The 26,539-nt window shown below is 66.2% G+C and carries 26 protein-coding genes; 16 read left to right on the top strand and 10 right to left on the bottom strand.

Annotated elements, in window-relative coordinates; translation table 11 throughout:
• Positions 1-120 precede the first annotated feature (120 nt).
• Both ACJJV6_RS07330 and ACJJV6_RS07325 read left to right on the top strand, forming a co-directional pair.
• On the top strand, positions 121-324 hold the full coding sequence (locus tag ACJJV6_RS07330; RefSeq protein WP_407710234.1) for a hypothetical protein: 204 nt from the start codon (positions 121-123) through the stop codon (positions 322-324).
• Positions 321-1,253 carry a serine/threonine-protein kinase gene (locus ACJJV6_RS07325; RefSeq protein WP_009357929.1) on the top strand — a complete coding sequence of 311 codons (933 nt, stop codon included), beginning with the start codon at positions 321-323 and terminating at the stop codon, positions 1,251-1,253. The genes ACJJV6_RS07330 and ACJJV6_RS07325 overlap by 4 nt, the downstream gene beginning before the upstream one ends.
• Here ACJJV6_RS07325 and ACJJV6_RS07320 read toward each other — a convergent pair.
• Entirely contained in the window at positions 1,250-1,927 is a 678-nt protein-coding gene (locus ACJJV6_RS07320; RefSeq protein WP_009357930.1) for a histidine phosphatase family protein, read from the bottom strand. The two genes, ACJJV6_RS07325 and ACJJV6_RS07320, sit on opposite strands and share 4 nt — an antisense overlap.
• Positions 1,928-2,053: 126 nt before the next feature.
• Positions 2,054-3,496 carry an adenylosuccinate lyase gene (gene purB / locus ACJJV6_RS07315; RefSeq protein WP_009357931.1) on the bottom strand — a complete coding sequence of 481 codons (1,443 nt, stop codon included), beginning with the start codon at positions 3,494-3,496 and terminating at the stop codon, positions 2,054-2,056.
• Positions 3,497-3,671: 175 nt separating this feature from the next.
• Here purB and ACJJV6_RS07310 point away from each other — a divergent pair, with 175 nt between their 5' ends.
• Both ACJJV6_RS07310 and ACJJV6_RS07305 read left to right on the top strand, forming a co-directional pair.
• Positions 3,672-3,974, top strand: a complete 303-nt coding sequence (locus tag ACJJV6_RS07310; RefSeq protein ID WP_009357932.1) for a hypothetical protein — start codon at positions 3,672-3,674, stop codon at positions 3,972-3,974.
• 68 nt (positions 3,975-4,042) lie between these two features.
• Positions 4,043-5,320, top strand: a complete 1,278-nt coding sequence (locus ACJJV6_RS07305) for a hypothetical protein (RefSeq protein WP_235046860.1) — start codon at positions 4,043-4,045, stop codon at positions 5,318-5,320.
• A gap of 15 nt (positions 5,321-5,335) precedes the next feature.
• Here ACJJV6_RS07305 and ACJJV6_RS07300 read toward each other — a convergent pair whose 3' ends face one another.
• A complete protein-coding gene (locus ACJJV6_RS07300) occupies positions 5,336-5,764 on the bottom strand; it encodes a phage holin family protein (RefSeq protein WP_009357934.1) in 429 nt (142 codons plus the stop codon).
• A gap of 65 nt (positions 5,765-5,829) precedes the next feature.
• Between ACJJV6_RS07300 and ACJJV6_RS07295 the strand changes: the two genes are divergently transcribed.
• The 5 genes from ACJJV6_RS07295 to ACJJV6_RS07275 all read left to right on the top strand — a co-directional run bounded on the left by ACJJV6_RS07295 (position 5,830) and on the right by ACJJV6_RS07275 (position 11,440).
• On the top strand, positions 5,830-6,948 hold the full coding sequence (locus ACJJV6_RS07295; protein ID WP_354176204.1) for a histidinol-phosphate transaminase: 1,119 nt from the start codon (positions 5,830-5,832) through the stop codon (positions 6,946-6,948).
• Between the two features lie 149 nt (positions 6,949-7,097).
• A complete protein-coding gene (gene pdhA, locus ACJJV6_RS07290) occupies positions 7,098-8,339 on the top strand; it encodes a pyruvate dehydrogenase (acetyl-transferring) E1 component subunit alpha (protein ID WP_009357935.1) in 1,242 nt (413 codons plus the stop codon).
• Positions 8,339-9,319 (top strand): alpha-ketoacid dehydrogenase subunit beta, encoded by a 981-nt coding sequence (locus tag ACJJV6_RS07285; RefSeq protein ID WP_133350486.1) that lies wholly within the window; start codon positions 8,339-8,341, stop codon positions 9,317-9,319. Before pdhA ends, ACJJV6_RS07285 begins: the two co-directional genes overlap by 1 nt.
• Before the next feature lie 7 nt (positions 9,320-9,326).
• Entirely contained in the window at positions 9,327-10,817 is a 1,491-nt protein-coding gene (locus ACJJV6_RS07280; RefSeq protein ID WP_354176206.1) for a dihydrolipoamide acetyltransferase family protein, read from the top strand.
• 5 nt (positions 10,818-10,822) lie between these two features.
• Positions 10,823-11,440 (top strand): phosphatase PAP2 family protein, encoded by a 618-nt coding sequence (locus ACJJV6_RS07275; RefSeq protein ID WP_009357936.1) that lies wholly within the window; start codon positions 10,823-10,825, stop codon positions 11,438-11,440.
• On the opposite strand, the gene ACJJV6_RS07270 is transcribed toward ACJJV6_RS07275, so the two are convergent.
• The 5 genes from ACJJV6_RS07270 to ACJJV6_RS07250 all read right to left on the bottom strand — a co-directional run bounded on the left by ACJJV6_RS07270 (position 11,419) and on the right by ACJJV6_RS07250 (position 15,304).
• Complete coding sequence (locus ACJJV6_RS07270) at positions 11,419-11,766, bottom strand: hypothetical protein (protein WP_009357937.1); 348 nt, start codon at positions 11,764-11,766, stop codon at positions 11,419-11,421. The two genes, ACJJV6_RS07275 and ACJJV6_RS07270, sit on opposite strands and share 22 nt — an antisense overlap.
• Before the next feature lie 155 nt (positions 11,767-11,921).
• Positions 11,922-12,350 (bottom strand): universal stress protein, encoded by a 429-nt coding sequence (locus ACJJV6_RS07265; protein WP_009357938.1) that lies wholly within the window; start codon positions 12,348-12,350, stop codon positions 11,922-11,924.
• Between the two features lie 45 nt (positions 12,351-12,395).
• Positions 12,396-13,685 (bottom strand): PLP-dependent aminotransferase family protein, encoded by a 1,290-nt coding sequence (locus tag ACJJV6_RS07260; protein ID WP_009357939.1) that lies wholly within the window; start codon positions 13,683-13,685, stop codon positions 12,396-12,398.
• 64 nt (positions 13,686-13,749) lie between these two features.
• Positions 13,750-14,187 (bottom strand): hypothetical protein, encoded by a 438-nt coding sequence (locus ACJJV6_RS07255; RefSeq protein ID WP_354176208.1) that lies wholly within the window; start codon positions 14,185-14,187, stop codon positions 13,750-13,752.
• A gap of 559 nt (positions 14,188-14,746) precedes the next feature.
• Positions 14,747-15,304 carry an NAD(P)H-dependent oxidoreductase gene (locus ACJJV6_RS07250; protein WP_133350496.1) on the bottom strand — a complete coding sequence of 186 codons (558 nt, stop codon included), beginning with the start codon at positions 15,302-15,304 and terminating at the stop codon, positions 14,747-14,749.
• Positions 15,305-15,427: 123 nt separating this feature from the next.
• On the opposite strand from ACJJV6_RS07250, the gene ACJJV6_RS07245 reads away from it, so the two are divergent.
• From ACJJV6_RS07245 to ACJJV6_RS07220, 6 genes are all read left to right on the top strand, one after another.
• Positions 15,428-16,039: a TetR/AcrR family transcriptional regulator gene (locus ACJJV6_RS07245; protein WP_009357941.1), complete on the top strand. Its 612-nt coding sequence runs from the start codon at positions 15,428-15,430 to the stop codon at positions 16,037-16,039.
• A 263-nt stretch (positions 16,040-16,302) separates the two neighbouring features.
• Entirely contained in the window at positions 16,303-17,286 is a 984-nt protein-coding gene (locus ACJJV6_RS07240) for an ABC transporter permease (protein ID WP_009357942.1), read from the top strand.
• A gap of 2 nt (positions 17,287-17,288) precedes the next feature.
• A complete protein-coding gene (locus ACJJV6_RS07235; protein ID WP_009357943.1) occupies positions 17,289-18,293 on the top strand; it encodes an ABC transporter permease in 1,005 nt (334 codons plus the stop codon).
• Positions 18,290-20,527, top strand: coding sequence for an ABC transporter ATP-binding protein (locus tag ACJJV6_RS07230; RefSeq protein WP_009357944.1), 2,238 nt, complete (start codon positions 18,290-18,292; stop codon positions 20,525-20,527). The genes ACJJV6_RS07235 and ACJJV6_RS07230 overlap by 4 nt, the downstream gene beginning before the upstream one ends.
• 46 nt (positions 20,528-20,573) lie before the next feature.
• Positions 20,574-22,292 (top strand): ABC transporter family substrate-binding protein, encoded by a 1,719-nt coding sequence (locus ACJJV6_RS07225; protein ID WP_009357945.1) that lies wholly within the window; start codon positions 20,574-20,576, stop codon positions 22,290-22,292.
• 133 nt (positions 22,293-22,425) lie between these two features.
• Positions 22,426-23,487: a Gfo/Idh/MocA family oxidoreductase gene (locus ACJJV6_RS07220; RefSeq protein ID WP_009357946.1), complete on the top strand. Its 1,062-nt coding sequence runs from the start codon at positions 22,426-22,428 to the stop codon at positions 23,485-23,487.
• A gap of 9 nt (positions 23,488-23,496) precedes the next feature.
• Here the strand turns inward: ACJJV6_RS07220 and ald are convergent, their stop codons facing one another.
• Positions 23,497-24,615: an alanine dehydrogenase gene (gene ald, locus ACJJV6_RS07215; protein ID WP_009357947.1), complete on the bottom strand. Its 1,119-nt coding sequence runs from the start codon at positions 24,613-24,615 to the stop codon at positions 23,497-23,499.
• A 233-nt stretch (positions 24,616-24,848) separates the two neighbouring features.
• Between ald and ACJJV6_RS07210 the strand changes: the two genes are divergently transcribed.
• The gene (locus ACJJV6_RS07210) at positions 24,849-26,066 is read left to right on the top strand and encodes a CdaR family transcriptional regulator (protein WP_009357948.1); all 1,218 of its coding nucleotides are present in this window, start codon (positions 24,849-24,851) and stop codon (positions 26,064-26,066) included.
• Here ACJJV6_RS07210 and ACJJV6_RS07205 read toward each other — a convergent pair.
• Positions 26,063-26,509 carry a helix-turn-helix domain-containing protein gene (locus ACJJV6_RS07205; RefSeq protein ID WP_035752712.1) on the bottom strand — a complete coding sequence of 149 codons (447 nt, stop codon included), beginning with the start codon at positions 26,507-26,509 and terminating at the stop codon, positions 26,063-26,065. The genes ACJJV6_RS07210 and ACJJV6_RS07205 overlap by 4 nt on opposite strands.
• Positions 26,510-26,539 lie beyond the last annotated feature (30 nt).

The raw sequence follows: 26,539 nt of genomic DNA, 5'->3' as shown, positions 1-26,539 counted from the left end.
AGTAATATGTAAGCTTACGATCAACCCTTGAATGAACTGCCCGATGGAGTCGTGAGCGCGTTGATCACTTTTACCGAAGTTTTGCCGCAGCAGAGCAGCGGAATGCACTGCGGAATGCCCATGGAACTGGTGACTCCCGCCCTCGGGGGTGCCGCCGTGCTTTACACCTTCGAGCCTGTTGGACAAGGAGCCGTGGAGCTGCCCCCGGTCTGGCGCTGCAGGTGCGGTTTCCAGCTGGACGCCTGGCAGCCCTCTGCCCAGGCCGCCGGGCACACCTCCGCTGCCTCCGATCCCGCCCGGGCCACTGCGCCGTACGCCGCATGAACACCCCCGCCCTTGCACCCCCGGTTCATGGGCGCCGCGCAACGCTTCCTGACGGGGACGGGATCCTGGCTGGCCGGTTTCGGCTGCGGGAACGTCTGGGACGCGGATCCGTTGCGGAGGTCTTCCGTGCTGTGGACATGAACGGCGGGCCGGACGTTGCAGTCAAGGTGGCGGTGGAGAACTCGGAGAAGCAGCACGGGCGTATCGGCAACGAAGCGGCTGTCCTGGCCGCCCTTCACCATCCGTCCATCATCAGGTTCATCGCGCAAGGCGTGATGCCGTCCGGCGGCCCGCGCGGCGGACTGCCGTTCGTGGTGGAGGAACTTGCGCTGGGAACCAGCCTTGCAGAGGCCGTCCGCAGCAACCGCAGTCAACCCGACGAGGTAGCCGGCTGGGCTGTCGGGCTGTTCGGTGCGCTCGCCCACCTTCATGGCCGTGGCCTGGTGCACCGGGACGTCAAGCCCGCCAACCTGATGCTGAGCGGACTGCGGCGGAGCCCGGTGCGGATCATCGACTTTGGGATCGCCGCTGCCGCCGGATCGGCGCCGGAACCTGGCATGTCCTCCGGCACCGTGCACTACATGAGCCCGGAACAGGCATCCGGCGGCGAGACTGAAACGTCCTGGGACGTCTACTCGATGGGGCTTGTCCTGTTGGAGCTCCTGACCGGGACTAAGGCATTTCCCGGAACCGCGATCGAGTCGCTGGTGGCCAGGACGCTCCGCAGCCCCCATGTTCCGGACTGGCTGCCGCCCGGCTGGCAGACCTTCCTCCGCTCCCTGACGGCGATGGAAAGCGGGGAGCGGCCGACGGCGGCGGAGGCCGCGCGCATGGCCTCCCGGCTTCTTCCCAAACCCGCCGAAGAGGGCTTCAGTCCCTGCCGCAGGATGGCTGTTTTTCCTGCCCGCAGGATCCGGCAGTTGGTCTAGGCGCCTGTTGCGTCACTGCCCGTAGGGTCCGCTGCCGTTGGATCGGCAAGTGACAGTCCGCCTACCGGGCTGCCGTCCCAGTGGATCAGCTTCCATCCGACGTCCGGGTCACCTTCAAGGGCCACGATTCCCGTGTTGGCCAACACGTGGCGGGCTGCGAATTCATGGTCCACGTCGCCGGCGCGGCGGCCCGCCCATGTACGGATCGCGGCGCCGTGGCTCACTACTGCGGCCGCCTGGTGCTGTGCGTCGAACGCCCGCTCCACAACCTGCCGGATCGCCGCATCAAACCGCTCAAAGAATGTGTGTCCGTCCGGACCGGCCGGCATGCGCTGGTCCAGGTCCCCCGCAGCCCAAGAGAACACGGTTCCCATGTAGCGCTTGTGGGACTCATGGTCAGTCAGTTTCTCCAGGGCCCCGGCTTCGATCTCGTGCAGGCCCTCAAGCACCTCGACGTCCAGGCCGTGCACACGTGCCAGCGGAGCAGCCGTGATTTGGGTCCTGATCAGCGTTGACGCGTACAGGGCCCCGATGGGCTCATTGGCCAGGGACCGCGCCATGGCCTCGGCCTGCCGCTCACCAAGTTCCGTCAGTCCGGGCCCCGGGTGGGCGGTATCCAACTGGCCGAGGACGTTGCCGGGGGTCTGTCCGTGGCGGATGAGCAACAGCTTCATGCTCTCAAGTTTCGCACCCCGGGCACCTGGCTGAGGACCTGCCCACTGTCCCCGGGCAGAGCGAAGGCGCCTGGCCTTCCCAGGCCAGGCGCCGTCGTCGTAATTCTCCTGCCCCTGCGGGGCGGGCTACTTGAGGTGGTCCACCAACTGGTCCGCGATGCCCGTGTACTTGCCGGGTGTGAGTGCGAGCAGGCGTGCCTCGGCTTCGGTGGAAAGGCCGAGGCTCTGCACGAACTCCCGCATGCGCGCGGCATCCACGCGCTGGCCGCGGGTGAGGTCCTTGAGCCGCTCGTAGGGGTTCTCCATGCCCTTGACGCCGGCGACGGCCTCGGCACGCATGACCATCTGGATGGCTTCGCCCAGGACTTCCCAGTTCGTGTCCAGGTCGCCGGCCATCACGTCCTCTGCAACATCCAGGCGCTCCAGGCCCTTGGCCACGTTGGAGATGGCCAGCAGCGAGTGGCCGAAGGCCACGCCGATGTTGCGCTGGCTGGAGGAGTCCGTGAGGTCGCGCTGCCAGCGGGACGTCACCAGGGTTGCCGCCAGGGTGTCCAGCAGGCCATTCGAGATTTCCAGGTTCGCTTCGGCGTTCTCGAAGCGGATCGGGTTGACCTTGTGCGGCATGGTGGAGGAGCCGGTGGCGCCCGCAACCGGGATCTGCGCGAAGTAGCCGATGGAGATGTAGCTCCAGATGTCGGTGCAGACGTTGTGCAGGATGCGGTTGAAGCGGGCCACGTCGGCGTACAGCTCGGCCTGCCAGTCGTGGCTTTCGATCTGGGTGGTAAGGGGGTTCCAGGTCAGTCCCAGGCCCTCCACGAAGGACCGGGAGACCTCCTGCCAGTCGGCGCCGGGAACAGATGCGACATGGGCGGCGTAGGTTCCGGTGGCACCGTTGATCTTGCCCAGGTACTCGGTCTTTGCGATCCGGTCCAGCTGGCGGTTCAGGCGGTGCGCGATGACCGCGAGCTCCTTGCCCAGGGTGGTGGGCGTGGCCGGCTGCCCGTGCGTCCGGGAGAGCATGGGAACGGAGCGGTTGTCCTCAGCCATTCTGCCGATCTGGGCCACCAGGGCGCTGGCGGCGGGCAGCCACACGTCCTCCACAGCACCCTTGACGCCGAGGGCGTAGGAGAGGTTGTTGATGTCCTCGGAGGTGCAGCCGAAGTGCACCATGGCCGTCAGGTTTTCGATGCCGATGCCGGGAAGGCGCCTGCCGATGTAGTACTCCACGGCCTTCACGTCGTGGACCGTGACCGCTTCGATTTCGGCGAGTTCGGCCACGGAGGCGGCGTCGAATTCGGTGACGATGGCGCGGAGCTGGTCCTGCTGGTCCTGGCTGAGCGCTCCGGCGCCCGGGAGCACGTTGTTGCTGGTCAGGTGGATGAGCCATTCAACTTCGACAGCCACACGGTCCCGGTTCAGGGCGGCTTCGGACAGGTAGTCCACCAGCGGTGCTACGGCGGACTGGTAGCGGCCGTCCAGGGGACCGAGGGCGATCTTTTCCTGTGACGCGGCGAGGGCCAGGCGTCCTGAGGGCGTACGTGTATCAGCTGTGGCGGCAGTTTCAGGCATGTGCTGATTGTTTCACGAACTCAGGTGGCCCCCGAAGCGTGCCTGCCCACGTTACTTGTCCACATAGTCGACGGCGGTGCTTCGGCTGGTCCCGGATTGTTCGTAGCGTGGGCGCAACAGCCAGAACGGCACGGGTATCAACGGCACCGGGAAGCCGGAGGAGGGGAGAACTCACATGGGGAACGACCCTGGCGGCAGTATCTGGGGTGTCACCGCGCAGCGCAGCGCCGAAGTACAGCAGCTCGCTGCTCGGCTCATTCTCTGTGAGGCCCGGGCAGAAGAAGTACTTGCGGGGTTTCGGGAGATCCAAATGCAGGAATGGCAGTCTCCGGCCGGCCAGGCCTACCGGAACACGGTCAGCCTCCAGGCCGCGGCCATGCGTCGGGTCCTCGACTCCCTCCACGAAGCGGCAAGCTCGGTGACGAGCCACGCGAGGGCGGTGCTGGCGTCCGAGTGTAATTACGGCGGGCCATCCTGATGGGGGAAGAAACCCCGTCGGACACAGGAGCGGCCTTCCGGCTGTCCCGTCCAGCCGGGGAGGGCAACATGGTCATCTCCGGAGGCATCGGTGGATTCAGCTTCCAGCTTGAGGAACTGGCCTCCGGTTCAGCCCGACTGGATGACCTGGCATCCCGGCTCGGAGCCGTAGAGGGCGACGCGTGGCGGGTGTGGCAGGAACTGGCGCAATTCCAGAATGAGCCCCGGTCCACGGGAACGGCAGCCCTCCTTGCGGTGGGTGCCGCGAATGAGGCCCTCCGTGCCGTTCGGACTGAGCTCCAAGGGATCAGCAGCCGGGTGCGCCAGTGCAGGCATGATTACGAAGCGGCGGAAGCCCGGTCCCGGACGTTCAGGAGCCTCGGAATGTGGAGCCCTGCGGCGGAACTGGAGAAGCACGCCGACTTTTGGCGGACAGGATTCCTCAACCGAAATGCCGCCGAGATGCTGGTGGGCGACTCCGTTGCTGCACTGGCAGCACTCAAGTCCCTGGTCGAGGGTGGAATTCCAGGTCTGAGGCCGGAACCGCTCGACGTGCGGCAGGAGGAAAGCGTTCCGATAAGCCTTAAGGCTTCACCTGCCGGCCTCCTGGAGCGGATCCGGCTGATCGAACAACGGGGCAGCGGATACATCGAGGTTGTCGAAGTTGACCAGGACGGCCGAAAGGCGTACGTGGTGGTCATCCCGGGCACACAGATGGCGGAGGAAGACTCCGGCCGCAATCCCTTCGATCTCGGTGGGATAGCAGACGGGCTGGGCAGTAATTCAGCGGTCGTCAATGCCGCCGTTGTCCAGGCGCTTCGGTCGGCTGGAGCGGAACCCGGATCGCCGGTGGTCGCTGCCGGCTACAGCCAGGGCGGAATTCACGCCATGAATCTGGCGGCCGACCAGCAGTTTCGATCCGAGTACGACATGAAGTATGTCGTCACGGCGGGATCACCCGTCGGCCGGATAACACCGCCGCCTGACGTCAACACCCTCCACCTGGAACATCGGACCGACTGGGTCCCCGGGAGCGACGGCTCACCCAATGCGGACACCGCCAACCAGGTCACGGTGACAATGACCAACGACCTTCACGTCCGGGTAGGGGAGGATGTGGGACTGGGCCCTGGCCACAGTTTCGATGGGTACCAGGAAGCCGCACGCCTGGTCGCCGGCAGCAGCGATCCGTCCCTTGTGCATTCCACCGCGGTGCTGGCAGGAGTCCTGGGAGCGGGCGGGACGGCCACGGCTACCAGGTACTCCCTGTCCCGCACCAAGGGCCCCACTCCCACGCTCGCGCCCCAAGACCCCCGCGCCCATGAGCGGGGGCATGGCGGCCGGTAGGGCCGGCCCTGCGGGCTAGCGCTTCCGTGCCCCTGGCAGGACGCTGGCCACCATCGAAACCAGCGAGATGATGATTGCCGCCAGCACAGCTGTCCAGAAGAAGGAGTCGATGGTGAACTCCACCGGCGTGTAGCTGCTGATCCAGGACGTCAGGTAGAGCATGGCTGCATTGATGATGATTGTGAACAGGCCCAGGGTCAGGATGGTGAGGGGCAGGGCGAGGAACCTGACCAGCGGCCTGACGAAAGCGTTTACGATGCCGAAGATGGCGCCAATGAACAGGTAGGCCAGGACGAGCCCGACGGCGTCGGTGCCCTCTGTGACGCCGCGTTCGGCAACGGCCTCGGAGGCAGCGGAGCTGGAGATTTCCAGTCCCGGCAGAATCCAGCTCGCCACCCACAGCGCTGCGGCGTTGATGATGATCCGAAGAATGAAGGAGCCCATGGAACCATGCTTGCACAGGGCACTGTGCGCGGGCTTACAAGACGGAGAGAAGTAGTCTGGGTTGCATGACGTCTTCAGAGGCCCCGGCCGACGGGATTCCGCCGCGCCCGGTGGTGGGCCGGCTGCCCCGCTATGCGGCAGGGAAGCCGCCGGCCGCCGTCGAAGGACTGGCCAGCTACAAGCTCTCTTCCAATGAGAACCCGCTTCCGCCGCTCCCCGCCGTTGTGGAGGCCATCGCGCGCCAGCAGGACTTCAACCGCTACCCGGACCCGCTCAGCAGCCGGTTGCGGGAGGCCCTTGCCGAATTCCTGGACGTCCCGGCGGAGGACATCGTCACCGGTGCCGGCAGCCTGGGCGCGCTGAACCAGGTCCTGGCCACGTTCGCAGGCCAGAACGACGATGGCAAGCCCGATGAGGTCATCTACGCCTGGCGGTCGTTCGAGGCCTATCCCATCAGCGTTGGCCTGGCAGGCGCCGAGAGTGTCCGCATCCCGGTCACCGCCGATGGCCGGCACGATCTGGCAGCCATGGCCGCCGCCGTCACTGCCCGCACCAAGGTGATCCTCCTGTGCACGCCCAACAACCCCACCGGTCCCGCGCTGGCAGCAGCAGAGACTGAAGCCTTCATCCGCTCCGTGCCTTCCAGCGTTGTGGTGGTCATCGATGAGGCTTACCAGGAGTTCGTCCGGGCAGCCGACGCCGTGGATGGCCTGGCCCTCTACCGCAAGTACCCGAACGTGGTGGTGCTCCGCACGTTTTCCAAAGCCCATGGCCTGGCAGGGCTTCGGGTGGGCTACAGCGTGTCCAACCCGGGGCTCACACAGCACCTGAGGGTGGCTGCCACCCCGTTCGCCGTGTCGCAGATTGCAGAAAAGGCAGCAATAGTTTCGCTGCAGAATTTCCCGCAGGTTGTAGAAAGGGTACAAATGCTCGTGGATGAGCGGACCCGGGTGGCGGCCGGCCTGCGGGACCTGGGCTGGACTGTTCCCGATGCCCAAGGGAACTTCGTGTGGCTGGCCCTGGGTGCCGAAAGTACCCGTTTCGCAGACCTGGCCGCTGCCCGGGCCCTGTCCGTCAGGGCGTTCCCGGGCGATGGGGTCAGGGTCAGCATCGGCGAGCAGGAGGCCAATACGAGATTCCTGCAGTTGTGTGCGGACTATACAAAGCCCTCAGGTCCTTCCTAGCGCTTAACAAGTACTCCCGTGCCTACCTACTGAAGATAAAGTTAGGATCAGTAAGCCAATGTATATGCCGCAACGGGAATGTATTCCGTAAGAGGCATATATCCCAGCGACATTGCATTGCATCCGGATGCGGCAAGCAAGGAGACGGTATGGGCACACATCTGCCTTCCACCGAGTTCGACGGAACAGCGGTAGACGACCAGCGGGAAGCTGACGCGGAAGCCGTCATGGGCGAGCCCCCGGCGCAGATGGTGCAGCTGCTGGGACCTGACGGGAAGCTCGGCGCTGACCCGGTCTACAGCCAGTACGCGGACAAGCTCACGCCGGAGCGCCTGCGCGGGCTGTACGCGGACATGGCCGCAATCCGCCGGTTCGATGTTGAGGCCACCGCCCTCCAGCGGCAGGGGCAGCTGGCCCTGTGGGTTCCGCTCACAGGACAGGAAGCAGCCCAGATCGGATCGGGCCGGGCGAGCCAGCCGCAGGACTACATTTTCCCCACGTACCGGGAACACGGCGTCGCGCTGACCAGGAACGTTGACCTTGCTGAACTGCTCCGCCAGTTCCGCGGTGTATCCAACGGCGGCTGGAATCCGAAGGACACCAACTTCCACCTCTACACCCTGGTCCTCGCCGCCCAGACACTCCACGCAGTGGGCTATGCCATGGGCATCCAGCGGGACCAGAAGCTGGCCGCAGCGGCCGGCGGGGCCCGCCAGGAACCGGACGCCGCAGTGATCGCCTACTTCGGCGACGGCGCCAGTTCCGAGGGCGACGTCCACGAATCCATGGTGTTCGCCTCCTCCTACAACGCCCCTGTGGTGTTTTTCTGCCAGAACAACCACTGGGCCATTTCCGTCCCCACCAACGTGCAGACCCGCGTACCGCTGTCCAACCGCGCCAAGGGCTATGGCTTTCCCGGCATCCGCGTGGACGGCAACGATGTCATCGCGGTGCACGCCGTCACGGAGTGGGCCCTGGAGCACGCCCGGCAGGGCAAGGGTCCTGTCCTGATCGAGGCCTTCACCTACCGCGTTGGCGCGCACACCACTGCCGACGATCCCACCAAGTACCGCCCTTCGGCCGAGGAAGACGCCTGGCGTGCCAAGGATCCGCTGCTCCGGCTGGAGAAGTACCTGCGTGCCGAGGGCCTGGCGGATGACGACTTCTTTGCCAGGGTCAAGGCCGACGGCGACGAACTCGCGGCCTATGTCCGGCGCACCACCCATGACCTCGAGACTCCGGACATCCGCTCCGCCTTTGCCAACACCTACGCTGAGGCCCACCCCCTGGTGGCCGAGGAACTGGCATGGTTCGAAGAATACGAGGCCGGCTTTGCCGGTGTTGATTCCTCCGCGGAACAGGGACAGGCAGCAGCAAAGGCAGGCCACTGATGACCACCATGACCATCGCCAAGGCGATCAACCAGGGCCTGCGCGCCACCCTGGCCGGCAACCCCAAGTCACTCCTGATGGGCGAGGACATCGGCCCCCTCGGCGGCGTGTACCGGGTGACCGACGGGCTGATCGGCGAGTTCGGCCCCGACCGTGTCGTGGACACCCCGCTGGCTGAGTCCGGCATCATCGGCACCGCCATCGGCCTGGCCCTGCGCGGCTACCGGCCGGTCTGCGAGATCCAGTTCGACGGGTTCGTCTTCCCCGGCTTCAACCAGATCACCACCCAGCTGGCCAAGATGCACGCCCGCAGCAACGGCAACCTCACGGTGCCGGTGGTCATCCGCATCCCCTACGGCGGCGGCATCGGGTCCGTGGAGCACCACTCGGAATCACCCGAAGCGCTGTTCGCCCACACCGCAGGGCTCCGGATCATCACCCCGTCCAACCCCCACGACGCCTACTGGATGATCCAGCAGGCCGTGGACTGCCAGGACCCGGTGATCGTCTTCGAGCCCAAGCGCCGCTACTGGCTCAAGGGCGAGGTTGACACCGAAGCGCCGGGCCACGCCGCCGATCCCTTCAAGGCCCATGTCCTTCGGGAAGGCACCGACGCCACCGTCGTCGCCTACGGGCCACTGGTCCCCGTTGCCCTCGCCGCCGCCAACGCGGCCGAGGAGGACGGCCGCAGCGTGGAGGTCATCGACCTCCGCTCCATCTCGCCGCTCGACTTTGACACGGTCACCGCCTCCGTACGGAAGACCGGACGCCTGGTCGTCGCCCATGAGGCGCCTACCTTCGGAGGGATCGGCGGCGAGATCGCGGCCCGCATCAGCGAGCGGGCCTTCCATTCGCTTGAAGCCCCCGTTATCCGCGTTGGTGGCTTCCATATGCCGTACCCCGTCGCGAAGGTGGAGGAAGACTACCTTCCGGACATCGACCGCATCCTGGAGGCGCTGGACCGCGCCCTCTCCTACTGAGGACACCATGACTCTCAACAAGTTCAACCTGCCCGACGTCGGCGAAGGCCTGACCGAGGCCGAGATCGTCTCCTGGAAGGTCAAGCCCGGCGACGCCGTTGCCATCAACGACGTCCTCTGCGAGATCGAAACCGCCAAGTCCATCGTGGAACTGCCGTCCCCCTTCGCCGGGACCGTCACTGAGCTGCTGGTCCCGGAAGGGGTGACCATCGACGTCGGGACGGCCATCATCAGCGTCAGCGACAAAGTGGAAGGCGATCCCACGCCCGCTGACGTTCGCGCCCCGGAAGCACCCGTGCAGCCGCTGTACGGCACGCTCCCTGCCGACGAGGAGGGCGCAAGGGACGACGCCGACGCGCAGGACAATGCCCCGACCGGCGGTCCGCTGGTGGGTTCCGGCCCCAAGGCCGACGCCGTCAAGCGCCGCCCGCGCAAGGTGCAGCCCTCTGCCGCCGTGACCGTCAACGCACCCGAGGTGGAACCGGTCCAGCCCCATACGCCGGCGGAGGTCAGCCAAGCCCCACGCCCCGCCGCTTCCGCCCCGGCGGACGCCATCGACAACCGGCCCACCCTGGGCGGCACCATTACCGGGCTGGTCAACCGGGTCCTGGCCAAGCCTCCCGTGCGGAAGATTGCCCGGGACCTGGGCATCGACCTGGCGGATGTGGTGGCTACCGGTTCCCGCGGCGAGGTAACCCGGGAGGACCTGGTCAGCTACCAGGCCCAGCGCGACGCCGAACTGGACAAGGCGGACGGCTTCTGGGGCAAGGCGGGCAAGCCGCAGGACCAGCGGATTGAACGGATTCCGGTCAAGGGTGTCCGCAAGGCCACGGCCAAGGCGATGGTGGAGTCGGCCTTCTCCGCTCCGCACGTCAGCATCTTCGTGGACGTCGACGCCAGCCGGACCATGGAGTTCGTCAAGCGGCTCAAATCGTCACGGGACTTCGAGGGCATCCGGGTTTCGCCGCTGCTGATCCTGGCCAAGGCCGTCATCTGGGCTGCCGCACGGAACCCCAGCGTCAACGCCACCTGGGTGGACAACGCCGACGGCACCGACGCCGCCGAGATCCACGTCAAGCACTACATGAACCTGGGCATCGCCGCTGCAACACCGCGAGGCCTGATGGTGCCGAACATCAAGAACGCCCAGGACCTGTCCCTCAAGGAATTGGCCCTCGCGCTGAACAACCTTGCCACCACTGCACGGGCCGGCAAGACCCAGCCCGCCGAAATGCAGGGCGGCACGCTCACCATCACGAACATCGGGGCGCTGGGCATCGACACGGGGACGCCCATCATCAACCCCGGCGAGGTGGCCATCGTGGCGTTCGGCACCATCAAGCAGAAGCCCTGGGTCCTTGACGGTGAGGTCATCCCGCGCTGGATCACCACCCTTGGCGGCTCCTTCGACCACCGGGTGGTGGATGGTGACCTGTCCGCACGCTTCATGGCAGACGTTGCGGCCATCCTGGAAGAGCCCGCGCTGCTCCTGGACTAAGGGACGTGGTTGTCAACAGCAACACCATCCGGGCGAAAAACAGGACCGCCAGATGGCTGACCGAGGCGTTCCAGCCGCCCGTGGTGGTCAGCATCCAGCTGCTGGTCAGCCCGCTGACGGAGGACGGGTTCCCCGGAACCATGGTGTACGGGGCGCTGGCAGCCGTGTTCGTCTGCGTGCTGCCGCTGATCCTGCTGCTGGTCCTGGTGCGGCTTGGAAAGGTCACAGACCACCACGTCAGTGACAGGAAACAGCGGGCACCGGTCCTGCTCATGGCGCTGGGCTCGATCCTGGCCGGGCTGCTGGTCCTGGAGGCGGCGGGGGCGCCACGGAGCGTTGTTGCCATGGTCCTCGCCGTGGTCGGCGGGGTGGTGGTCCTGGCCGCTGTCAGCCCGTTCTGGAAAATGAGCGGCCATGCAGCAGCCATTTCCTGCTCTACCGTTATCGCCGTCCTGATGCTGGGGCCGGCGTGGGCCCCGCTGCTGCTTCTGGTACCGGCGGTCGGCTGGTCGCGCGTGGTGCTTCGCGCGCACACCGTGGCTCAGGTGGTGGCAGGCTCACTCTTCGGGGGAGTGGTGATGGCGGGCATCTGGTGGATGCTTCAGGGCCTGATGGCGCCGTAGGACATCGTGGTGAACATCTCGAGGGCGGCCGGATCGGCGGTGTTCCCCAGGGCCACAGCCGCAGCCGTCAGCAGCACGCCCATCGCGGCAGCCATTCCGGCCCACGCCGTCAGCAGCTTCCAGTCCTCGCGCAGCACGCTGCCTACGGTTTCGGGAAGCTGCAGGTCAGGGGCAATGAGGTTCGGCGCACTGTCAACGCTGCCGTCATCCAGCAGTGCCACGACGGTTCCGTTGCTGCGGTCAACCCGCATGGAGCAGATGTGGTTTCCGTGGCGGGCCAGGAGGATGTCGTGGCCTACGAGCTGGCGGCGCTGGAGAGTGATCAATGGTGCCCCTTGGTAGTGGTGTCTGCTGTTGTCCGCACCGTTGGGGCCTGATTCAATTTTATCTTTGCGCTCAGGGCTTAAATGGCGTATAGCGCGTGAGAACGGACACCCCCCGGGGCGACCTTGGCCACCAGGGGGAGTGTCCGCGGTAACTCCTAGTCGGCGTCGTACGTGTTGGCGATGTAGACGTCACAGGGCGCGTTGTGGGCCACGCTGTTCGCCACGCTGCCCAGGACCCGGCCGATGCCCTGCATCCTGCGGTTTCCCACCACGATGATGCGGGCCTCCATCCGGATGGCCTCCTTGATCAGGGCGTCAGCAGGGCGGCCGCGGGCAGCCGAGTACGTTACCTTCCCGCCGCCTCCCAGTGATTCCGCCACTGTCCGCGCAACATGCTCGGCGGCGTCGGCGTCGGAGACGATCCACTGGTCGCTTCCGCTGCCAAACACCTCTGTCCTGTCACTGTCGAAGGCCGTCACCACATGGAGCGAGGCATCCAGGGCGAGGGCCAGGTCCCGGGCGGATTCCGCCGCCTTCTTTGCCGTTCCGCTGCCGTCAACCCCAACAACGATGATTCCACTCATATGTTTGCTCCTTTGCTTGGTTCCGCGGCACTGGTGTGGCCAACGCTACAGCGCGGCGATGGCTTCCTGAAGCACCGGCGCCAGCCGGCGCACGCCCTCGGTAATAGCCTCGGGGGGCACCGCGCTGAAGGCGAGGCGCAGCTTGTTGGACGGCTCGTCCGACGGCGTGAAGGCGGCGCCGGGGATAAAGACCACGCCCGCGTCAATCGCCTTGTGCAGCAGCGGGTAGGTGTCCAGGCCTTCCGGGAGGGTCACCCAGACAAAGAAGCCACCCTCCGGGGTGGTCCAGGTTGTCCCCGCGGGCATGAATTCCTTCAAGGCGGCCAGCATCGCCTGGCAGCGCTCGGCGTACAGGCTCCGGTAGGTCTCGATCTGGCCCTTCCAGTCGTAGTCGCGGAGGTAGGCGGAGACGAGCATCTGGTTCAGGGTGGGCGGGCACAGCGTGACGGATTCAGCGGCAAGGTAGTACCGGCGCTGCAGGTGTTCGGGCACCAGGGCCCAGCCGATGCGCAGGCCCGGAGCGAAAATCTTGGAGAACGACCCCATGTAGATGACGTCGTCGGCGTTATCGGCACGCAGCGGAGGCAGTGGCTCGCCGCTGTAGCGCAGCAGCCCATAGGGGTTGTCCTCAAGGACCAGAATATTCGCCTTGCGGCATATGTCGACGACCTGCTGGCGGCGTTCCTTTGCCAGCGTGATACCGGAGGGGTTGTTGAAGTTGGGGATGGTGTAGAGGAACTTGATGCTCTTGCCGGACAGCTGCAGCGCCGCGATTTTTGCCTCCAACAGTTCCGGGACCAGGCCGGATTCGTCCATGCCCACCGTTTCCACCTGCACCTGGTAGGACTCGAATGTGTTGAGCGCGCCCACATAGGTCGGGTCTTCCACCAGCACCACGTCCCCCGGATTGCAGAAGACCTTCGTGGCTACGTCCTGCGCTGACTGGGAGCCGGCGGTGATCACCACGTTCTCTGGCAGGGCATCCAGGATTCCTTCGGCGGCCATGACATCGCAGATTTGGGTCCGCAGCTCCAGGGTCCCCTGGCCGGTCCCGTACTGCAGCGCGGTCAGGCCGTCCTCTGCAATGATCCGGGCCGCCGTGGCACCCAGCCGCTCCAGCGGCAGCGACTGGAGGTAGGGGCTTCCGCCGGCAAGGGAGACCAGGCCCGGGCGCATGGAGATGTCAAAGACGTCGCGAACCGCGGACTGGCGGATGTTCGCGGCCCGGTCCGAGAACAGTTCCTCGTGCCGGTGCGCCGATGTGGCGGCCCGTTCGATCGCATCTATTGCTTCCGCTGGCAGCGTCCCGGTTGCGTCGATTGTTTCGTGGCTCACACCGACAGGATACAGCCGGGGGTTGCCTAAAAAGCAACACCTGTTGCAAATTAGTGCCTACGGGCTAGTCCTGGCGCAGCACCTCGGAAAGGGGCTGTCCATTTACGTAAACGTCCGCCCTGATGGCGCCAACGGCGGCCACGGCGGTGTGGGTCAACTGGGCCTCCACTCGCGGAACGTCGCAGGCGCCCCCAAGGCTGAGCGTTCCGGCCAAGTAGACCGTGACGGTGGTCCCGTCGAAGCTCCCGGACAGGAACGTCAGCTCGGAGCCGTCCAAGGCGTTGTAAACATCCGACACCTCGATCGGATCCAGCGGAATGTCGGCGTCTCCGGCCCCTTGGAGCAGGGCGTTCATCGCCGCAGTCAGCAGGGGCTCGGTCCCGGGTGCGGCCCGGGCCAGTCCCACCAGGCTGTCGTTGCAGCCGAAACGCACGCCGCTGCTGCCGCCGTCGTCAAGGAGGACGTAGTAAGCGGTAAGCATCCGTGGTGCCGCGGGGTTCACAGGAGGACTCGACTTGGCGGGGGACGGGGACCGTGTTGCGGCTGTTTCCCTCGGCCGCGCCGCCTCCGGGACGGACAGGCCCTGGGGTGGTGCCATTGCAGGGGGACTGGTCGAGGGCCGGGTTGGGGTTGGGGCGAGGGTGGGTTCGGGCGGCGTGGTGGGAGTGCCGGCCGGGGCTGGCTCCTGAGGCTGCGGCGCGGGAGCGGTGGGGACGGGAGTCGGTGCAGGGCTGCTGACGGAACCGCTGCCCGGGTTGGGGGAGGCGGCGGAGGGTGTTTGTGGGGCCTGGTTCACGCAGGAGGCAAGGAGCAGCGGAAGGGCGAGGGCTGCCGCCGCCCAGCGCTTCCTTGTCCGGCGCCTCCCGGCGCTCCGCCCTGCTGCCATGACTGCACCGCGATCCCGTTCCGGTACGTTTCGTGCATCAATGCTACGGCTGGCCCTTCCGGGTGCGTATGTCCGGGAGGTACCGGTTGGGACAAGAGTTGGTCACGGTGTCCGCAGGCGGCAACGCCCGGTCCGTCGGAGGGCGGACCGGGCGTTGCCCGCGGGATATTGCGCCTTAGGCTGCGGGTGCGGCAGCAGCAAGGGCATCGAATACGCCCTTGATCTGCTCAACCACTTCGGCGTCGTCCTTGGGGTGGACTTCGGCGAACCGGACCATCGAGCCGGGGACGGCCAGCTTCACGTCCTCGAGGACCTGGGCGCCGGCGATGCCCGCGGCCTTGCGGGCCTCGTCCTGGGCCCAGACGCCGCCGTACTGGCCGAACGCAGTTCCGACGACGGCGGTGGGCTTGCCGGCGAGGGCGCCGGCGCCGAAGGGGCGGGACAGCCAGTCGATGGCGTTCTTCAGGGCGGCGGGCACCGTGCCGTTGTGCTCGGGGGTTACCAGGAGGACGGTGTCGGCTTCGCTGGCTGCCGAACGGAGGGCGGCGGCAGCGGCGGGAACCTTGCCTTCAACGTCGATGTCCTCGTTGTAGAAGGGGATATTGCCCAGGCTTTCATGGATGACGACGTCCACCTGCTCGGGGGCGTTGAGCTGGATTGCCTCCGCCAGTTTCTGGTTCGTGGATTCGGCACGCAGGCTGCCGACGAGAGTCAGTACTTTGCTCTTGGTCATAAGAACTCCTTGTCTTGGTGGCAGCGGGGCGCCGCTTGCCGGTTTTCTCTGAGGCTGGTCATGCCTTTCACCAGGCTAAACGGACCACGGTCCGTTTCTATTCCCGGGGGCTAGAATGACGCTGTGAGCCTCATCCCACTGCGGCCGGGCATGACGCCGGCGACGGCAGCTGAACGCAGTGACGCCGCCCGCAACCGGGAGCGGCTGCTGGCGGCCGCCCGGGAGATCATCCAGGAGGGCGGCGCACAGGCGCTCACTATGGACCGTCTCGCGGAGCGTGCCGGAGTGGGCAAAGGAACTGTATTCCGCCGGTTCGGCAGCCGGGCCGGCCTCCTGCTGACGCTGCTCGACGACTCCGAAGCGGCGTTCCAGGAGCGCTTCCTGTTTGGTCCACCTCCCCTGGGGCCGGGCGCTCCCGGCCTTGAGCGGCTTGTTGCTTTCGGGGCGGCGCGGATCGCGTATGTGGTGGAGTTCGGCGACCTTGTGCTCGCGGCGGAGAACGCCTCGCGCAGCAGCCGCTTCGAGGTGCCGGCAGCGGCGCTCTGGCACCGCCATATCGAAGTGCTGCTCCGCGAAGAAGGCTTCACCTCCGACCCATGGCTAATGGCGGGCTCCCTGGGCGCTGCCCTGGACCCCGGGCGGCTTCTGAACCTGGTGCGGGTCCACGGGATTACCGCTGACAGGCTGGCTGCGTCGTGGCAGGATCTTGTCACACGGGTGGTCAAAGGCGCATAGATTACGCGGGCAGATGCCCCAGCGTCCAGTCAAATCAACTTCACAGAATTATTCATAACAATCTGGTACCCGCGGGTAGCTTTCGCCCCGGTCGCCCGCAAATTCGCTGGCGGCCTGTGGTAGTTTCCTCTGGAATGTGACCCGCGACATAGTCCGCCAGGACGCCCGGCCAGGGTGCGGGTCGCCAGCTACCCGCTGGCAATGGATCCGGTGACGCGGTACAACTCCCGCTGATCCGGTGGGGACGGAAGGATCCAGATAGCGTGCTCAGGTATCTCGCGCGGCGCGGCCTCATTTACGTGGTCATGATCTTCCTGACGACGTCCGCGGGCTACTTCCTCGCGGTGAGTTCCCTGAAGCCTGCATTGCTCGAGCAGGAACGCATTCCGCGCCCCACTCCCGAACAGGTTGCTGCCTCGATGCGGCTCAAAGGGCTGGACCCGGACCTGAGCCCCTGGGAGCGCTACGTCGACTGGCTGACCGCCATCGTTACCCGGTGGGACTGGGGCAGGAGCCCCAACGGGGCCTTCATCAACGCGGAGTTCGGCGACAGGGTATGGATCTCCACCAGGCTGTTCCTCGCATCCATCATCCTGACCCTTGTCATCGGCGTGGCCCTGGGGGTCTACTCCGCCGCCCGGCAGTACAAGTTCCAGGACCGGGTCATCACGTCGTACAGCTACCTTGCCTACATCGTGCCCGCACCCATCGCCTACTTCCTGGTGCAACTGGGGGCTATCAATATCAACGAGTCCGTGGGTGAACGCATCTTCTTCGTCACCGGCATCTCCACCCCCGGGATTGAACCGGGCTGGGCGCAGTTCGTGGACATGCTGGCGCATTACGCGGTCCCCACCGTCGCAATCACCCTGGTGGGATGGGGTTCCTACCAGATCGCCCAGCGCCAGTACCTACTGGACAACGTGAATGCGGATTTCGTCCGGACGGCCCGCGCCAAGGGGCTCAGCCGCAACCAGGCCATAACCCGGCACGCGCTGCGGGTCTCCTTCATCCCGGTGGCACAAAGTATCGCCTTCACCATCCCGGCCATCTTCGCCGGCGGATTCTTTGCGGAAAAGATCTTCGCCTGGCCCGGCGTTGGCTCCTGGAGCATTGACGCCATTTCGCTGCAGGACGTCAACGCCGCCACGGCCACGCTCGCCTACGGCTCGGTCATTTTCGCCCTGGGAGCCATCCTGGCGGACTTTGCCACCACCCTGGTTGACCCGAGAGTGAGGGTGCAGTAGCCGTGACCAACCTCAACGCCGTCGATCCGGCAGCAGCGGCGCAGGATGCGCACCTGGAAGGCGCCGACGTCGTCATCGGCAAGTCCACCATCATCTTCCGCCGGTTCATGCGGAACAAGACAGCCGTGGCCGGCCTGGCCATCTTCCTTGCCCTGACCCTGTTCTCCTTTGTGGGCGGGTACTTCACGCCCTGGGACAAGGAAACCATCGACCCCTTCAACATCGGGATGCCGCCGTCCGCCGAGCATTACCTGGGCACCTCCCAGGCGGGCATCGACCTCTACGCCATGACGGTGGAGGGAACCCGGATCTCCATCCTGATCGGCCTGGTGGTGGGACTTGTTTCGGTCCTTATAGCCGCGGTCTACGGCTGCACCATGGCCTACTTCGGCGGCAAAGTGGACAAGCTGATGCTTTTCGTCCTTGAAGCGCTCATCATGATGCCGGCACTCCTGGTGGTTGCCGTGGCCACCAGCGGCGGCGGAGCGGGGCTCAAACAGGACCTGCCCTCCTGGCTGCTGCTGATCATCGTCCTGCTGGTCTTCAGCTGGATGGGAACCGCACGCCTCATCCGGTCACTGTCCATGTCCCTCATGCAGCGGGACTTCGTCAAGGCGGCCCAGTACATGGGAGTGCCGCCGCGCCGGATCATCTGGCGGCACCTGGTGCCGAACATCGGCTCGCTGCTGGTCCTGGACATCACCCGCGGCGTCACCGCCGCCATCCTTGCGGAGGTTGCCTTCTCCTTCATTGGCATCGGCATCAAGCTCCCGGACGTCAGCCTCGGCGTGCTGATCGGCGGCGCCACCTCCCAGGTCCAGACGTTCCCCTGGATGTTCTGGGTGCCCCTGACCGTCATGTTCCTCCTCACCGGGTCCCTGGCCATGATGAACGACGGCCTGCGTGACGCCTTCGACCCCAGCTCCAGTTCCAGCGGCAAGGCGAGGAAAAAGAGGGCCAGGAACAACGGAACCGACCAGTCACTCGTGCAGAAGAAGGCGTCATGAGCAGCGAAACCACCGCCGGGCCGGCGGAGTCCGCAGGGTTGCCGGCGGAGCGGCTCCACGTTGCCGGGCTTGCGGCCCCCAGCGACGCCGTGCTGTCGGTCCGCGACCTGCACGTCCGCTTCACCTCCGAAAACGGGATGGTCCACGCCGTCCGCGGCGTGGACTTCGACCTGATGGCCGGCAAGACGCTTGGCATCGTGGGGGAGTCCGGTTCCGGCAAGTCCGTCACCTCCCTGGCCATCATGGGACTCCTGCCCGCCGCCGCGGAGGTCTCCGGCTCCGTCCGGCTTAACGGCCGGGAACTGCTCGGCCTCAGCGACAAAGCCATGTGCGGTTACCGCGGCAATGAACTGGCCATGGTCTTCCAGGACCCGCTTTCCTCCCTGACGCCCGTGTACACGGTGGGCACCCAGATCATCGAAGCGCTCACCATCCACAACCCCGGCATGAGCAGGCAGGCGAAGGAAGCCCGCGCCGTCGAACTCCTGGCCATGGTGGGGATTCCCAGCCCCAAGGACAGGCTGCGGGCCTTTCCGCATGAATTCTCCGGCGGCATGCGTCAGCGCGTGATGATCGCCATCGCCATCGCCAACAACCCGCGGGTCCTGATCGCGGACGAGCCGACGACGGCGCTGGACGTCACCATCCAGGCGCAGGTCCTCGAGGTGCTCCACACAGCACAGGAAGAGACGGGCGCCGCCGTCGTCATGATCACCCACGACCTCGGCGTGGTGGCCGGGATGGCGGACGACATCATGGTCATGTACGCGGGCAGGCCGGTGGAGACCGGCGGGGTGGATGACATCTACTACAACCCGCGCATGCCGTACACCATGGGCCTGCTGGGGGCCGTGCCCCGGGTGGACGTGGCAGAAAAGACGTCCCTGGTGCCCATCGAGGGCATGCCGCCCAACCTGCTCCACCAGCCCACCGGCTGCTCGTTCGCCCCCCGGTGCCCGCTGGCCTCGGACCCGTGCCGTGCCGGGGAGCCCCCACTGTCGGCGGTCCCGGGCAGTGCACGGCACCGCGCCGCATGCATCAAATCGGAGTCGCTTGGAGCGGACGTGGACGCCCAGGACGTCTTTGCGGCTCCGCCGGTGCCCGTCTCCCGCTTCGATGCGATGCCGCGGGAGGAGCGCTCCGCAGTCCTGGAACTGAAGGACATCCGCAAGCACTTCCCGCTCACCAAGGGAGCCCTGCTCAAGCGCCGCATCGGCACGGTCAAGGCCGTGGACGGGATCAGCTTCGACATCCGCGAGGGGGAGTGCTTCTCGATCGTCGGCGAATCAGGTTCGGGAAAGACCACCACGCTCCTGGAAATCATGGAGTTCCACAAGGACCAGGACGGCGAGGTGGTCATCGGCGGCCTGAGCAACAAGCAGGCCGCGGACGCCAGGACCAAAAGCGCGATGCGCCGGGAACTGCAAATGGTGTTCCAGGACCCCACCGGCGCCCTGGACCCGCGGTTCACCGTTTACGAAGTCCTCGCCGAACCGCTGCAGAACGCAGGCATGGACCGGCAGGCCATCAAGAAACGGATCATGGAGCTGATGAGGCTGGTGGGCCTGCAGCCGGACCATGTCAACCGCTTCCCCAACCAGTTCTCCGGCGGCCAGCGCCAGCGGATTGGCATTGCACGGGCGCTGGCCGTGAACCCCAAGCTGGTGGTCCTGGACGAGCCCGTCTCGGCCCTGGATGTTTCGGTGCAGGCGGGGGTCATCAACCTCCTGGACAGGCTCCGCGCCGAGCTGGGGCTGAGCTACCTTTTGGTGGCGCACGATCTTTCCGTGGTCCGGCACATCTCCAACCGGGTCGCCGTGATGTACCTGGGCAAGATTGTGGAGATCGGGGAGGTTGACCGGGTCTTCGGCAACCCGCGCCACCCGTACACCCGGGCCCTCCTGTCCGCCATTCCCGTACCTGACCCCCAGGTGGAACGCACCCGCGAACGGATCATCCTCAAGGGCGACCTGCCCTCCCCGCTGGACGCGCCCAAGGGCTGCAACTTCGCCACCCGGTGCCCTGTCTTCGCCGCCCTGCCGCCCGCAAAACAGGAAAAGTGCCTCAGCCTGGAGCCGCCGCTGGAGCCCGTGACGCCATCAGAGGCGGCACGGACCCTGGAGGCTGCCCCCGGGCCGTCGCCGGACCAGCGCTTTGCCTGTTTCTTCCCGGACGGACAGCTGGATGAAGACATGCTGGTAGTCCACGACACGGCGGACCACCATGCGCCCTAGGATTAGTCGACCCATCACTCCACCCGCACTCAACGAAGGGAAAACCATGAGGAATCTGAACAGGATCGGCGGGGCAGCTGCCATTGCTGCTGCCCTGGCGCTGACGGCCTGCGGCGGTGGTGGCGGAGCCACTGGCCCCGAAACGGCCAAGGGGCAGGAGGCAGGCAGCGACCTGTCCAAGCTCATCAGCATCAACGAGAAGCCTGCGGCCGATCTTGAACAGGGCGGCAAGGTGACACTTCCGCTGGGCAGCATCGGTCCGGACTTCAACGGTTTCTCCAATAACGGCAACAGCTCGGACAACTCCGCCCTGATGGCTCCGATCAACCCCGTTGCAGTGACGGGTGGCGGCATCGGCGGCTGCTGGAAGGTCGACTTCGAGGGCAAGGCGAGCCCCAACAAGGACTTCTGCGAGTCCGTGGAAAGCGAGATGGTTGACGGCAAGCAGACCGTCACCATCAAGGTCAACGACAAAGCAACGTACAACGACGGCACGCCGATCGACATCAAGGCCTTCCAGAACACCTGGAACATCCTGAAGAGCCCGGATGCCGGCTACGACATCGTGTCCTCCGGTTCCTACGCCTTCGTGGAGTCTGTCGAGGCCGGAAGCAGCGACAAGGAAGTCATCGTCAAGATGACGCAGCCGGTCTACCCGCTCGAAGACCTGTTCTTCGGGCTGATCCACCCGGCTGTCAACACGCCGGAGATCTTCAACGAGGGCTTTGTCGGCGAGATGCACCCGGAGTGGATGGCAGGCCCGTTCAAGGTGGACCAGTACGACCCCGCGGCCAAGACCCTTTCCCTGGTGCCCAATGAGAAGTGGTGGGGCACGAAGCCGGTCCTGGAGAGCGTGGTCTTCCGTCAGCTGGAAACCAGCGCCCAGATTGCAGCCTTCAAGAACGGCGAGATCGATGCGATGTCCGCCAACACCATCGCGCTCTACAAGCAGCTGGAAGGCACCAAAGACGCCGAGGTCCGCCGCGGCCAGCGGCTGTTCGCCGGCGGCCTGAACATCAACGCCCAGCGGATCACCGACGTCGCCGTCCGGGAAGCCATGTTCGCCGCTGTGGACCGTGAGGCGCTGCGCAAGGTCCGGTTCAACGGCCTGAACTGGGAGGAGCCCAGCTCCGGTTCCATGATGCTCCTGCCGTTCTCGGACTACTACCAGGACAACTACCCCGTGAAGGAGACCGGCCCGGATGCCGCCAAGAAGGTCCTGACCGATGCCGGGTACACGGAGAACGCCAGCGGCGTCATGGAGAAGGACGGCAAGCCTGTTTCCTTCAAGATCAGCAACTTCGGTGACGATCCCACCACGCTGGCCTTCACCCAGACCCTGCAGAAGCAGCTCCAGGCCGGCGGCATGGACGTGGGCATCGATCAGCGGGCCTCTGCCGACTTCGGAAAGGTCATCGGCGGCCGCGAGTTCGACGTGAGCGTCTCCGGCTACACCGTTGGGGCGGATGCGACGTCCGCCGTCAAGCAGTACTACGACTCCAAGACCAACGAAAACGGCCTGGGAGACGCTGAACTGGACAAGAGGATCGCCGAGCTCGCCTCCATCGAGGACAACGCCGAGCGGAACAAGGCAGCCATGGAGGTTGAGAAGGAGCACATGGCGAAGTACTTCTCCATGGGCGTGGTCATGAACGGCCCGCAGATCTCCTTCGTCCGCACCGGCCTGGCCAACTACGGCCCGTCCCTGTTCCAGAGCCTGTCCCAGGTTCCGGACTGGACCACCCTGGGCTGGGAAAAGAAGTAACCCTGCCCCCGGGACGCCCTCTCACTTAACGTTGGTTTTCCCGCAACGCTCTCTCGCTTCCTTTCCGGAAGTGAGAGAGCGTTAGCGGTTAAGGGCCATTAAGTGAGAGAGCGTGCGGGAGTACGGTAGCCCTATGACCGGTACTGCTGCTGCCCGCCCCATCCGCACTGCCGTCGTCGGCTACGGACTGTCCGGAAGCGTCTTCCACGCCCCGCTGATCGCGGCTGACCCCAGCTACTCGCTGGACGTCGTCGCAACGTCCGACGCCGGCAGGCAAGCGGCTGCCAGCGCCCGGTATCCGGGGGTCAAGACAGTCCGCAATGGTGACGCCGTCCTGGACGTTGCGGGCGACCTGGACCTGGTGGTGCTGGGAACCCCGCCGGCCACCCACTACCCCCTGGCCAGGGCTGCCCTGGAAGCGGGGCTGGATGTGGTGGTGGACAAGCCCTTCACCGTCACCAGTGCACAGGGGCAGGAACTGATCGAACTGGCCGGGGAATTGGGCCGGGTGCTGACGGTCTTCCACAACCGGCGGTGGGACGGCGACTTCCTGACCCTGCGGAAACTGCTGGAGGTGGACGCCGTCGGCACCGTGACAAGGTTCGAGTCGCGCTTCGAGCGCTGGTCCCCCATCATCGCCAAGGCCTGGAAGGCGCGCGCAACGGCAGCCGAAGGAGGCGGTGCGCTGTTCGACCTGGGCAGCCACCTCATTGATCAGGCGCTCCAGCTCTTCGGCCCGGCCACGGTGACCCATGCCGAGCTGCGGGCGCGGCGCTCCGACGAGCGGGCGGATGACGATGTGTTCGTGGTGCTGCGCCACGAGACGGGGGTGCTCAGCCACCTGCACATGAACATGCTCTGCGCGCAGCAGGCCCCGCGCTTCCGCGTCCTGGGCTCGGTGGGCGGCTACACCAAGCACGGCGTGGACCCGCAGGAACCCTACATTGTGGCCGGAGGCAGCCCCCTCGACGCGGAATACGGGGTGGAGGCGCCGGAATGGGCAGGGCTCCTGGGCCGTGACGGCCACCTGGATGTCCTGCCCACCGAGCGTGGAGCCTATCCGGAGTTCTACCGGCTGCTCGCCGGGAAGATCCACGACGGCGGTGCCGCCTCCGGCGCGCCCCTTCCCGTGGACCCGGCGGACGCCGTCGAGACCCTGAAGATCATCGAGGCGGCACGCGGGCTGGCCCGGTAGCGCCTCCTGCTAGGCCGAAACGAGCTCGTGCCAGTCCGCCACGAGGGGCAGGTTGTGCGCCTCCGAAACCGAGTGGTGCGCGACGTGGCCGGCGGCGATGTTGAGCCCGGCTGCGAGGGCGGGGTCACGGTCGAACGCCGCCTTGACGCCCAGGTTGGCCAGGGCCACCGCGTAGCGCAGGGTGACGTTGGTCAGCGCGTACGTGGAGGTGTTGGGGACGGCGCCGGGCATGTTCGCCACGCAGTAGAAGATGGTGTTGTGCACCTTGTACGTGGGTTCCTGGTGCGTGGTGGGGTGGGTGTCCTCGAAGCAGCCGCCCTGGTCCACGGCGATGTCCACCAGGACCGAGCCGGGCTTCATCCGCGCCACGAGGTCGTTGGTCACCAGTTTGGGGGCCTTGGCGCCGGGAATCAGGACCGAGCCGATCACCAGGTCGGCGTCCACCACGGACTTCTCGATCTCGTACTTGTTTGAAGCCACCGTCTTGAGTCGGCCCTGGTACTGGGCGTCCAGTTCGCGGAGCCGGTTGATGTTGATGTCCAGGATGGTGACGTCGGCGCCCAGGCCCAGCGCCATCGCCGCAGCGTTGGTTCCGGCAACGCCGGCTCCGAGCACAACAACCTTGGCGGGGCGGACGCCGGGCACGCCGCCCAGCAGGATGCCCTTGCCGCCGGCGGGCGCCATCAGCGAGGACGCACCCACCTGGACGGACAGCCGGCCGGCAACCTCGGACATGGGCGCGAGCAGGGGCAGGGTGCGTCCCTCCTGCACCGTTTCGTAGGCGATGGCCGTGACGCCGGAGTTGATGAGCTCGCGGGTCAGTTCCGGTTCGGCGGCGAGGTGGAGGTAGGTGAAGAGGATCAGGCCCTTGCGGAAGCGGTGGTACTCGGCCTTGATGGGCTCCTTCACCTTCATGACCATGTCCGCGCGGGCCCAAACATCGTCCGCCTCGTTGACGATTTCCGCGCCGGCGATCGAGTATTCCTCATCGGTGATGCCTGAACCGAGGCCCGCGCCGCGCTCCACCAGGACCGTGTGGCCATGCGTGCGGAACTCGTGGACACCGGCGGCAGTGATGGCCACCCGGAATTCGTTGTTCTTGATTTCTTTGGGGACACCGATGATCATCGTGGGCTCCAGGTTCTCGGCCGTGTGGGCCGGAAAGTGCGGAAGGATTTCGTGTTTCCACGATAAATCCGCTTGTGAGCCAGCTGACATGGACCAGTGGCGGGCATGCAGGGAGAACCGCATGATTCCGCGGATTTCTCCCGTTTAGGATCGACAGATGTCGAGTCCTGGGGCGTCAGGTGTCGCCTGCTGTCCGTTCGTCCGCGCACGTCCACAAGCAGTAGTGTTGCCCCATGCAGCAGGGTGTGGAGCAGCTCGTGGAGCAGGTGGCGCAAAAGCTCGGCCGCGGGCTGTCGCTCGAGGACCTGGACGGGGTGCTCCTCGCCTACAGCTCAAACCAGTCCCACGCCGACCGGGTACGGGTGAACTTCCTGCTCAGCAAGAAGGTGCCCGCCGACGTCTCCGCCTGGCAACTCTCGCACGGCATCGCCACCGCCGTCCGCCCCGTGGTGGTCCCGGCCAACCCGGACCTGGGAATGCTGGGCCGCGTCTGCGTCCCGCTGATGGTCCGCGGGTTCCGCGTGGGATACCTGTGGGTGCAGCAGGACTCGGCCGAGGAGAATCCAGCGGCCATCCTCACCCAGCTTCCGGCGGTCAACCACGAGCTGGAACTGCTGTCCGGGCTGCTGCTGGATTCCAACACCGCCGAATCCGAGTACCGGCGGAGCCGGGAGCGGGAGTTCCTGGCTGCCTGCGCCGGAGAACCCAACGCGGTGGCCGCCGTGGCCGGGTGGAAGGAAGTCCAGGGGAAGGGACCGTGGCAGATGGTCACGGTCCTCGATGCCGACGGCTGGGCCAGCGGACCGGATCCCATCGCGGCCACCCTGACCCACCGCTCCACCGCGCTGCAGGCGACCGTGGGTGTTGATGCTGCCCTGTTCAGCGCCGGCACCGAGACCCATTCCGTGGTGCTGTTCCGCGAATCGACCGGCCGGGCCAACCACGCCCAGGTCCTGGTGCACTACCAGCTGGAACTGGCCAAACGCTCGGGCCGCCCGGTCCACCGCATCATCCTGGGCATCAGTGAAGGCTTCAGCAGGACCCGGCAGCTGTCCGAGGCGTACCGCCAGTCCAGGGTTGCCGCGCAGGCCGCCGCGGTGGACCCGCAGCTGGGCGAACTCGTGGACTGCCGGGCGGCCGGCGTGTACCAGCTGCTGGCCTCCGCCGGGGGAGGGGTGGGCGCCTGGGCGGACTCCGGCTCCGTCTACTTCCGGATGCTGGAGGACCACGACCGCAACGGTGAGCTCATTCCCGTCCTGGAGCTCCTCTATGACAACGACGGCTCGGTGCAGGACGTGGCCGCGCGGCTGCATCTGCACCGCAGCAGCATCTACAACCGGCTGGGCCGGATCCGGCAGCTCCTGGGCGTGGACCCGCTCAAGGGGCTGCCCCGGCTGGAACTCCACGCAGCCCTTAAGATGCGGCGCTGGGCAGGCCGGCCAAGGATCTAGGCGTCCTGCCCGTCCACCGCTTCCTGCGGGCCGGACTTCTTCCTGGATTCCTTCTTCTGGTGCTCCAGTTTCTGCCGTTCAAGCTTCTGCTTGTCCAGCCAGGCCATGATGGCCGCCAGCGGGATGCGCCGGTGCGTACCGCGGTACTCCACCGGGATTTCGCCGCGGTCCGTCATGTTGCGGAGGTAGGTGTGCGAGATGCCGGCCAGTTCCGCGGCCTTGGAGGTGGTCAGCATTTCCTCCACGCTGCTGACCGTGACCGCTTCGCCGCGGCTGAACCGGTGGAGGAGATCGACGACGGCGCCCCGGGCCAGGGGCGGCAGCCGGTGGACCGTGCCGTCCACGAAGACGGTGATGTCATCGCTGCCCGCAAGTGCCCGCTGCAGCTTGTCCGCGTCTTCCCGGGGGAGGGCGCCGGTCATCCGGGGAGCTATCAATGCCATATTTTCAGCCTACCGGTGCCCCGCCGCGGC

Source organism: Arthrobacter nitrophenolicus (genome assembly GCF_045833485.1).
GTDB classification, from domain to species: Bacteria; Actinomycetota; Actinomycetes; order Actinomycetales; family Micrococcaceae; genus Arthrobacter; species Arthrobacter nitrophenolicus.
This window is presented reverse-complemented; position numbering and strand designations above follow the sequence as displayed.